This is a genomic window from Microbispora sp. GKU 823 (assembly GCF_002027145.1).
Taxonomy (GTDB): Bacteria; Actinomycetota; Actinomycetes; order Streptosporangiales; family Streptosporangiaceae; genus Microbispora; species Microbispora siamensis.
The window spans coordinates 106,976-115,955 of the sequence record NZ_MWJN01000014.1 but is presented as its reverse complement, the minus strand read 5'-3'; the positions used below and the strand labels follow the sequence as shown (position 1 = coordinate 115,955).

General features: G+C 70.5%; 9 protein-coding genes and 2 pseudogenes. 8 read left to right on the top strand and 3 right to left on the bottom strand.

What is annotated here, in order from left to right:
• From B1L11_RS10750 to B1L11_RS10740, 3 genes and pseudogenes are all read left to right on the top strand, one after another.
• Positions 1 to 615, top strand: a pseudogene (locus B1L11_RS10750) (MFS transporter); the annotation flags it as partial.
• Positions 616 to 702: 87 nt separating this feature from the next.
• Complete coding sequence (locus B1L11_RS10745) at positions 703 to 1,047, top strand: cupin domain-containing protein (protein WP_079314337.1); 345 nt, start codon at positions 703 to 705, stop codon at positions 1,045 to 1,047.
• 70 nt (positions 1,048 to 1,117) lie between these two features.
• Positions 1,118 to 1,891: a bifunctional 2-polyprenyl-6-hydroxyphenol methylase/3-demethylubiquinol 3-O-methyltransferase UbiG gene (locus B1L11_RS10740; RefSeq protein ID WP_256862406.1), complete on the top strand. Its 774-nt coding sequence runs from the start codon at positions 1,118 to 1,120 to the stop codon at positions 1,889 to 1,891.
• 170 nt (positions 1,892 to 2,061) lie between these two features.
• Here B1L11_RS10740 and B1L11_RS45060 read toward each other — a convergent pair whose 3' ends face one another.
• Complete coding sequence (locus B1L11_RS45060) at positions 2,062 to 2,568, bottom strand: hypothetical protein (RefSeq protein WP_143737175.1); 507 nt, start codon at positions 2,566 to 2,568, stop codon at positions 2,062 to 2,064.
• Between the two features lie 413 nt (positions 2,569 to 2,981).
• Positions 2,982 to 4,370 carry an MFS transporter gene (locus tag B1L11_RS10735; protein ID WP_256862405.1) on the bottom strand — a complete coding sequence of 463 codons (1,389 nt, stop codon included), beginning with the start codon at positions 4,368 to 4,370 and terminating at the stop codon, positions 2,982 to 2,984.
• A 38-nt stretch (positions 4,371 to 4,408) separates the two neighbouring features.
• Here B1L11_RS10735 and B1L11_RS53835 point away from each other — a divergent pair.
• The 5 genes and pseudogenes from B1L11_RS53835 to gntD all read left to right on the top strand — a co-directional run.
• Positions 4,409 to 4,720: pseudogene (locus tag B1L11_RS53835) on the top strand (hypothetical protein); the annotation flags it as partial.
• A gap of 233 nt (positions 4,721 to 4,953) precedes the next feature.
• Positions 4,954 to 5,298 (top strand): hypothetical protein, encoded by a 345-nt coding sequence (locus tag B1L11_RS50280; RefSeq protein WP_256862407.1) that lies wholly within the window; start codon positions 4,954 to 4,956, stop codon positions 5,296 to 5,298.
• Positions 5,299 to 5,421: 123 nt separating this feature from the next.
• Positions 5,422 to 6,189: a hypothetical protein gene (locus B1L11_RS50275; RefSeq protein ID WP_079314336.1), complete on the top strand. Its 768-nt coding sequence runs from the start codon at positions 5,422 to 5,424 to the stop codon at positions 6,187 to 6,189.
• Between the two features lie 75 nt (positions 6,190 to 6,264).
• Positions 6,265 to 6,480: an MbtH family protein gene (locus tag B1L11_RS10720; protein ID WP_079314335.1), complete on the top strand. Its 216-nt coding sequence runs from the start codon at positions 6,265 to 6,267 to the stop codon at positions 6,478 to 6,480.
• The gene (gene gntD / locus B1L11_RS10715; protein WP_179155076.1) at positions 6,477 to 7,529 is read left to right on the top strand and encodes a guanitoxin biosynthesis L-enduracididine beta-hydroxylase GntD; all 1,053 of its coding nucleotides are present in this window, start codon (positions 6,477 to 6,479) and stop codon (positions 7,527 to 7,529) included. The genes B1L11_RS10720 and gntD overlap by 4 nt, the downstream gene beginning before the upstream one ends.
• On the opposite strand, the gene B1L11_RS10710 is transcribed toward gntD, so the two are convergent.
• Positions 7,519 to 8,784 carry an MFS transporter gene (locus B1L11_RS10710; RefSeq protein WP_079314344.1) on the bottom strand — a complete coding sequence of 422 codons (1,266 nt, stop codon included), beginning with the start codon at positions 8,782 to 8,784 and terminating at the stop codon, positions 7,519 to 7,521. The genes gntD and B1L11_RS10710 overlap by 11 nt on opposite strands.
• Positions 8,785 to 8,980: the final 196 nt, after the last annotated feature.

Sequence of the window (8,980 nt, the reverse complement as noted above, 5' to 3'; positions counted from 1 at the left end):
GCGGCAGGCAGGGCGGGCGGGACGCCGCCACGGGGCCGGGACGCACGTACGGTCGCCCGCAGCCCCACGGCCTGGGCGCTCGCGGTCTTCTTCGGCCTGCAGGCCACCTCCGCGTACGTCATCATGGGCTGGCTGCCCCAGGTCTTCCGCGACGCCGGGCTGTCCGCAGAGACCGCTGGCCTGCTGTTCGCCGTCACCTCGGTGCTCGGGGTGCCGCTGTCCTTCGTGCTGGCCGCCGTCGCCGGGCGGCTGCGGAACCAGAGCGGCATGGCCGTGCTGCTCGGAGTGTTCGGGCTCGCCGGGTACGCGGGACTGTGGGCGGCTCCCGCCGCCGCGCCCTGGCTGTGGGCGGTGCTGCTCGGCGTCGCCAACTGCTCCTTCCCGCTGGCGCTCACGATGATCGGGATGCGCGGCCGGGACGGCGCGACGGTGATCCGGCTGTCCGCCTTCGCGCAGAGCGTCGGCTACCTGCTGTCGGTTCCCGGTCCCATCCTGGTCGGAGCGCTCTACCAGCACACTGGCGGCTGGCGGGGGCCGCTGGCCTTCGTGGTGTGCCTCATGGTGCCGCAGATCGCGGCCGGATACTTCGCGGGCCGCGACCGGCAGGCCGCCTGAGGCGCCGCGCGTACGACGTCGAGGTCCTGCCGGCGCCGCTGTGACCCGGTAGACGACCGGTGCGAGACACCGATTCGAGAGGAAACGATGAGCGACGACGACGGGCGCCCGTGGCGGACGATGACCTCCGTCGAAGGGCTGCCCCTGCTGGGCGGGCACGCCCTGTTCCGGCTGCCGCTGCGCACCGAGCGCGGGCTGCTGCTGGAGATCGAGTATCCGGAGGGGGTGAGTTCGCCGGAACACTTCCACGATCACGACAGCTTCATCTACCTGCTGTCCGGCCATCTGGCGGGCACCGTGAACGGGCAGGAGTGCGAGCTGCTGCCGGGACAGACCCTGCTGCACCCCCGGGGCGCGCCGCACACGGTCGCCGCGCTGCGCACCAGCCGGTGGCTGGAGTTCAAGGCCCCGCCCACCCTGCCCATCGGATGACCCGGAGCGCCGGGCCGCGCGGCACAAGACGCCGGCCGGACGGAAAACCGTTGGACAGCGCAGTACGGCGATGGCGATCGTGGGGAGCATGCGGCAGGAGGAGATCTGGAACGCCGACGCCGCCCAGCGCTACGACACGCCGGGCACCGGAATGTTCGCGCCTGAGGTCCTCGTGCCGGCCGTCGATCGCCTCGCCGAGCTCGCGGGTGACGGGCGGGCGCTCGAGTTCGCCATCGGAACCGGCCGTGTGGCCGTCCCGCTCGCCGAGCGCGGGGTGCCCGTCAGCGGCATCGAGCTGTCCCGTCCGATGATCGACCAGCTGCGTACGAAAGCGGACGCAACGAAGATCCCGGTCGTCGTCGGCGACATGGCGACCGCCACCGCCCCAGGGAAGTACGCGCTCGTCTACCTCGTCTACAACACGATCTCCAACCTGCTCACCCAGGCCGAGCAGGTCGCGTGCTTCCGCAACGCCGCGCGCCACCTGACACCCGGCGGACGCTTCGTGATCGAGCTCTGGGTGCCCGAGCTGCGCAAGCTCCCGCCGGGCCAGGAGGCCGTGGTGTGGCACCGCGAACCCGGCTACATCGGCCTGGACACCTACGACGTCCTGCGGCAACACCTCGTGTCGCACCATTTCAGGTTCGACGAGAGCGGACAGGCCCGGCTGTTCCGCAGCCCCCACCGGTACATCTGGCCGGCCGAGCTCGATCTCATGGCCCAGCTGGCAGGGTTCGAGCTGGAGGCCAGGCGCGCGGACTGGATCGGTACCGAGTTCACCGCCGAGTCGCGTTCGCACGTGTCCGTCTACCGCATCCCGACGGCTCGGACCGCGTCGCGATAAGGCCGATGCCGTTCGCCGGCCTGAATCATTCGCGGGGGATTGAGAATCCGCTTTCGCGGCGACGGCCGAAAATACGGATGAGCGGGCCGTGCCGCCCACGTCGGCAGGGGGAGAGCCCCGCGAGGCGACGGCCTCGTGGGGCAGGAGGGTCCGGCAGGTTCGATGTGCGGTTATCCGGTCCTTGCTGCTGTTGCTGCCTCACTCTCCCCGCTGCTGATGCCGCTACCGCGGTTCGCGCTCGAATCGCCCGCGTTCGCGTCCGCGCTCTTCCATGCGCCCGCGTTCCTCCGACCGGCCGCGTTCGCGCCCGCGTTCTTCGATCGGCCGCGTTCCCGGCCGCGCTCTTCCATGCGCCCGCGCTCGCGCCCGCGTTCCTCGAACCGGCCGCGCTCGCGTCCGCGTTCGCGTCCGCGTTCTTCGAACCGGCCGCGCTCGCGTCCGCGTTCGCGTCCGCGTTCTTCGAATCGGCCGCGTTCCCGGCCGCGCTCGCGACCATAGTGGCCGTACGTCCGGTGGCGCTCACGGCCACGGCACCTACCTCCGGGGCAGGGCTGTGTCGGATTCTGCATGACCTGCGCGGTGCTGCCGGCCGCATTGACCGGCTGCGTCTGCATCGTCACCGGGACGATGAGGGCCGACGCCGTGATCGCGCCAGCAGCCAGTGCTTCCTTGAGCATGAGTATCACTCCGTCGACTCCGTGACTGTTCCGGGGAACACCCGGACGCACGGAGCGCGAATCGATCCATCGAACCTTGGATCCAGACCCTGATTCTCACGCTAGAGGTAACAAAAGGCTCCGTCACCCAGCAATGCGCAAACAACCGCTTTCCGCAACAGAAAACAAATGCGATCGGAGGCGTTGTCGGGCCATTTCCCCGTGCCGACAATCCCTTTACGCCGGTCCCTGGATTCCTGCCACATCATTGAGGCGCATTGGTTGCGATCGCACATGTTCGGCCGAGCCCCGTCTCCGGTCCCTTCCGGGTCGTCACGGTGAATCGCTGACCGAAACCGCGCGGGTCCTCGAGGTTGCCATGACCGCCGTCAGGAAAGCGGGGCCGGTGAACGCCTCACTCGTCGCACGGCCGGCTATTCCGGTTCGGGGACCAGGTCACGGCTGCCGTGCTCCGCCGGCGAGGCCGCGCTCGTACGCGGCAGGACGGTGAAGGCGATGAGGACGGCGCCGACCAGGAGCACCGCGCCGAGTGTCATGCCGAGCGCGTACCCCTCGGTGAGACCCTCCATCGTGGTGGTCTCGCCGGTGCGCGCATGGGCGGCCGTGCCGAGAGCGGCCAGCCCGAGTGAGGCGCCGATCTGGCGTGAACTGGCGAGCCAGCCTGAGGCGGTGCCCGTCTCGCTCGGCGCGACACCGACGGTGGCGGCTGAGACGACCGGTCCGAGGCAGAGCCCGAAACCGACGCTGGTGACGAGCGACGGACCCAGGACGTCGGCGAGGAAGGAGCCGTCGGCGCTGATCAGGCCGAACCAGGCGAACCCGGTCGCGGTCACCAGCCCGCCGATGACCAGCATGGTGCGGAGCGGGAGACGGTAGCCGAGTTTGACGGCGACGGCGGCGCCGGCGATCACACCGATCGCGAAGGGCAGCAACTCGATCCCGGCCACGGTCGGACTGGCATGGAGCACCTGCTGGAGGTAGAGGGACGCGAAGTAGAACGACGACGCCATGGCAGCGCCGAGGAGAAGGTTGTAGGAGTTGGCGCCGGCGACCGAGCGGTTGGCCAGCAGGCCGAGCCGGATCAGCGGATCGCGGCCGGTGGTCCGCTCGACGTGGACGAACGCGGCCAGCAGCGCGGCGGCGATCGTCAGGGTCGCCAGGGTGACCGGCGAGGTCCACGCGTACTGGTCGGTGCGGACGACGCCGAACACGAGCAGGGACATCCCCGCAGTGGCCAGGACGGCGCCCGGCACGTCCGGGCGGCCGCCGGGAGCCGTGGGCGGAGCGGAGGCGACACCCCGCCAGGCCAGGGCCAGCGCGACGGCGGCCATCGGGACGCTGACGAACATCACCCAGCGCCAGCCCGCGTACTCGGTCAGCACACCGCCGATCAGGACGCCGAGGGCGCCGCCTGCGGCGTTCACCGCGCTCCATATCCCGTAGGCCCGGACGCGGGCCTTGCCGGAGGGGAAGGTGACGGTCAGCAGCGCCAGCGCGGCCGGAGACAGCGCGGCGGCCCCGATGCCCTGCAGGGCGCGGCCGGCCACCAACTGGCCGGGCTCCTGCGCGAAGCCGCCGGCGAGGGAGGCGAGGCCGAAGACGGCGAGCCCGAGCAGCAGCACCCGCTTGTGCCCGTAGCGGTCGGCGATCTTGCCGCCCAGGAGGAGCAGCCCGCCGAATGTGAGGGCGTAGGCGTGGATCACCCAGGTCAGGCCGATCACGCCGAAGCCGAGGCCGGCGGCGATCCGCGGGAGTCCGAGGTTCACGACCGACAGGTCCACCGACACCATGAACTGCACCACGCCACCGCGGCAAGGGTGAGCCCTGGCCGAGCGGCCGTGTGGACGACCGGTTGTCCGCTCGCCGATTTCGTGTCCGTCACCGTTCCCCCATCCTCTGGCCGGTTCTCGTGAGCATTTTCGTACACGTACCGAAAGTACCTCGGAACCGGTTCGGTGTCGACGGCCGAAGCCCCGGTTGGCGGAGGGGAGTGGCCGGACGGAATGATGGGACGGTGTCCCGACGCAATGCCTCGCACGGCCGCACCGGTCGTCCACCGGTGACCTCCCGGGCGGAGATCCTGGAGGCGGCCCGCCGACTCATCGACCGGGACGGCTGGGAGAAGCTGAGCATTCGCCGACTGGCCGTGGAGCTCGGTATCGGGACGATGACCCTGTATCACCATGTACGGGACAAAGAGGACCTGCTGCTTCTGCTGATCACCGAGTACGCGGACCAGGTCCCGCAGCCCGACCTGCCCGGCGAACCGCGGGACCGCATCGTCGCGACCGCCACCCTGATCCACGACGCCCTCGCGGCCTGGCCGTGGGCCGCGGAGGTCCTCACGCCGACGGGTTCGTCGGCCGGCTGGGCGAATCAGTGTGGATGGTCGAAACCATCGTGGCCGGAGCCATCGACCACGGATGCACGCCCGAACAGGCCGTGCACGTCTTCCGCCACATCTGGTACTACACCGTCGGCGAGATCCTCGTTCGCGCCCACTCCGCTCGGCAACCGGCGGACGCCGGGCGACCCACGGACGGCGACCCCCTCTTCAGCGGCCTCGACACGTCGCGGATGCCACGCCTGGTCGCCATCGGCGACCGCTGGCGGACGCTGGCCGCACAGGACACCTACCCCCAGGGACTGCGGGCCCTCGTCGACGGGCTGCTCGCCCAGGCCGCGCCGGCGGCGCCGGGTGAGACGGCGTCCGCGGAGCGGGGTGAATAGGCCCTCGTCTCCCGCGCGCGAGCACTCGGGTAGGGGTGCGGTAGTCCCGGGATAGCGCACGTCCCTAATTAATGAAGTGTGCTGAGGATTCACTTCACGGTCCAGGATATGGGCCGAATTCGCATGAGTGCGGGACTCGGCCTGGTGACGGAGGGCGTGTTCGCGCTGGACCTGTTCCGGCGCAACGGGGCGTTCTTCGACGGCTGGCGCAAGCAGGTGCGTCAGCGGCTCGGGTCGCGCGTCGCGGACCTGGAGCCGCTGCTTCGCGAGCGCCGGGCACTGTCCGAACTGCTGGAGACGTTCCGGCGCGGGGCCGCGGACAGCGGCGCCGACGCCCGGGTGGCGGGACTGGTCTTCGAGTTCTGCAGCGCGGCCGTCGTCCCGTACTGGGACAGGGTGCAGAGTCGCCTCGAGGCCGAGCGGGCCGTTCGCGGCAGGATCGGCATCACGACGGGGGTCGAGGGGCTGCTCGGCACCCTGCACCCCAACGTGGAATGGCAGCCGCCACTGCTGGAGATCCGCGACGACGAGGAACGGCACGTCGAGCTACGCGGGCGCGGGCTGCTGCTCAGCCCGTCGCTGTTCCTGCGCGGCAGGTCCTGTGTGGTGATCGACGGGGGCGACGAGAGACCGCCCGCCCTCGTCTACTCCATGCGGGCCGACGTGTCCGACGTCATCGGCGTCGAGGCCCCGCCCGAGCAGGCGCTCGGCGCCTGGTCGGGCACACGAGAGCGGCGGCGCTCCAGGCGCTCGCCGAGAGCTGCACCACCGGCGAGCTCGCCCAGCGGCTGGGCATCTCGCTGGCCGGCGCCAGCAAGCACGCGACGGTCCTCCGCAGGGCCGGGCTGGCGAACGCCTCACGGAGCCGGAACACCGTGCTCCACACACTGACGCCGCTGGGCGTCGCGCTCCTGCAGCGCCGTGAGCCCGTCCAGGCTCACTGACCACGAGAAAAGGGGATCCACGATGAGCACCAACCCGTTTGAGGACCCGGACGGCACCTACCACGTCCTGGTCAACGAGGAGGGCCAGCACTCGCTGTGGCCCGCGTTCGCCGAGGTGCCCGCGGGATGGTCGGTGGCCAAGGCCGCCACCGACCGGCAGTCGGCGCTCGACTACGTCACGGCGAACTGGACCGACATGCGTCCGGCCAGCCTGATCACTTCCATGAACACACCGTGAAGGGACCGACCGTGCTCACGATCAAGCTCACCGAGAACGAGACCGCGCTCGTGCGGGAACTCGTCGAGGAACTGTGCGAACGCCACGAGAGCGTGGAGTCGCCCGAGTTCCAGCGCGAGGGCAAGACCTACGCGCAGGAGCTGCCGCGCCGGCTGCGCGCGGAGCTGAACGGATTCACGGCGGCCGAGCGCCACGGCGCCTGCGTGATCTCCGGGCTGCCCGTCGACGACGCCGAGATCGGCCCCACGCCGGCGCACTGGAAGGACAAGCCGGTGCCGTCGCCGACGCTGCGGCACGACATCGCCTTCTACCTGATGGCGTCCCTGCTGGGCGAGCCCATCGGCTGGGCCACGCAGCAGGACGGCTATCTCATGCACGACATCCTGCCCATCAAGGGGCACGAGCACGAACAGATCGGCTCGGGCTCGCAGGAGGTGCTCACCTGGCACACCGAGGACGCCTTCCACCCGCTGAGGACGGACTACCTCGGGCTGGCCTGCATGCGCAACCACGACGCGATCGCGACAACCGTCGCCGACGTCGCCGACATACGGCTGGACGAGGCCACCGCCGAGGTCCTGCGCCAGGAGCGCTTCCGGATCCTGCCCGACCACTCCCACCGGGCGGAGAACGCGCACGTGCCCGCGGAAGCGAGCGGGCTCGGCCGCAAGGCCGCCACGCTGATGCGAAGCAGCCGGGAGATCGTCGAGGAGGAACTGCGCTCGCCGACGGCGGTCGCGGTGCTGTTCGGCGATCCCGACGATCCCTACATCCGCATCGATCCGCATTTCATGCAGGGCGTTCAGGGAAGTGCGGAGCAGGAGGCACTCGATGAGGTGACCCGCGCGCTCGACGCCGCGCTCACCGAAATCGTCCTGCGGCCCGGCGACATCTGTTTCATCGACAACTACCGGATGGTGCACGGGCGGAACGCGTTCACGCCCAGGTTCGACGGCACCGACAGGTGGTTGCGCCGTCTCAACATCGCGAGGGATCTGCGCAGGTCCCGGGGCCGGCGGCTCACCGCGCGATCCCGCACTATCTACTGACCGGAATTCGAGGAAAACGGCGGAGAGCCGGACTGAGCGTCGCTCCGAGCGCCACGGCGCCCAGGGCCGCGGCGCACATCAGGAGGCTCTCCGCCCCGCCCCCGGCCAGGGTGACCGTCAGTCCGCCGGCCACCGGGCCGACCGTTCCCGCGAGATCGGCGCAGAGGCCGACGACCCCGCTCAGCCGGCCGCGCATCTCGTCCGGGGCGATCGACAACTGGTAGCTCACGATCGTGGCGTTCGTGACGGGCAGGAACACCGCGGCCAGCCCGAGCAGCGCTCCGAGCGGCACACCGCCCGGCACGAACGCCATCGACGCCGCGATCGCGGCGAAGGCCCACGACGAGCCGATGATGATCACGGGGGCGGGCAGCGCGTCCTGCAGGCGGCCGGCCACCACGGCCCCGAGCAGCCCGCCGACGCCGAAACAGGCCATCATCAGCCCGATCTCCCCGGAGGCCACCTCGGCCTCGCCCGACGCCACCAGGATGACGACGATGAGCGCGTGGAACGCGAGGTTGACGAAGACGATCCACACCGCGGTCGTCCTGATCACCGGCTGCCGCAGCAGCCAGCGGAACCCGCTCAGCAGCGCGTCCCTGGCCGGCTCTCGTCCGGCGTCCGCCGCGGACGGGACCGGGCGGCGGGGCAGCCGCAGGAGCAGCAGCGCGGCGACGGAGACGGCCATCAGGCCGGCGTCGATCGAGAACGGCCCCAGTTCGTGCACGCCGAAGGCGAACCCGGCCAGCGCCGGGCCGAGCAGGAGAGCCGCGAACGGGCGCGCGGCGTTGCGCGTGAGCGCCTCGCGAAGCTGGGAGGCGGGCACGACCTGCGGCAGCACCGCGTGCTCCGCGGGCTGGAACACCGAGCTGAAGACGCCTTCGAGCACGGCCACGAGCGCGAGATGGGGGAAGGAGTAGAACCCGAGCGGCAGCGCGATCACGACGCTGCCCATCGCCGCCCCGCGCACCACCTGTGACAGCAGCAGGATCTTCTTGCGGTCCCACCGGTCGGCCAGCACGCCCGCGGGGACGTTCGCGATCATTCGTGCCGCGGCCAGCGCCGAGGTGAGCAGCCCGACCTCCACCGGCGAGGCCGCGTGCGCCAGCAGCAACAGCGGAAAGGCGATGAACACCATCTCGCTCGCCAGCTCCGACAGGAACATGTTGCTCCACAAGATGGTGTAACCGCGGTTTCTGGACAACGGAACCGGCTCCGGCCCGTCCTGTTTCCGCGCGGCCTCATTTCGTGTCATCGCCATGTCGTGTCCTCGCAGCAGTGGAAAAACAACCGGTCCGCGTCGATGCTGCGCCGGAATTCGCCGCACGGCCAGGTATTTGACGGGTACGCGAAAGCCGAAGGCCACGCCGCCGGCGAGCCATATTTCTGCACCATTCAACTTGATTGCCCGCGGTGCCGGGCGGTCACATTCTGGAACCGCCAGACGCGTC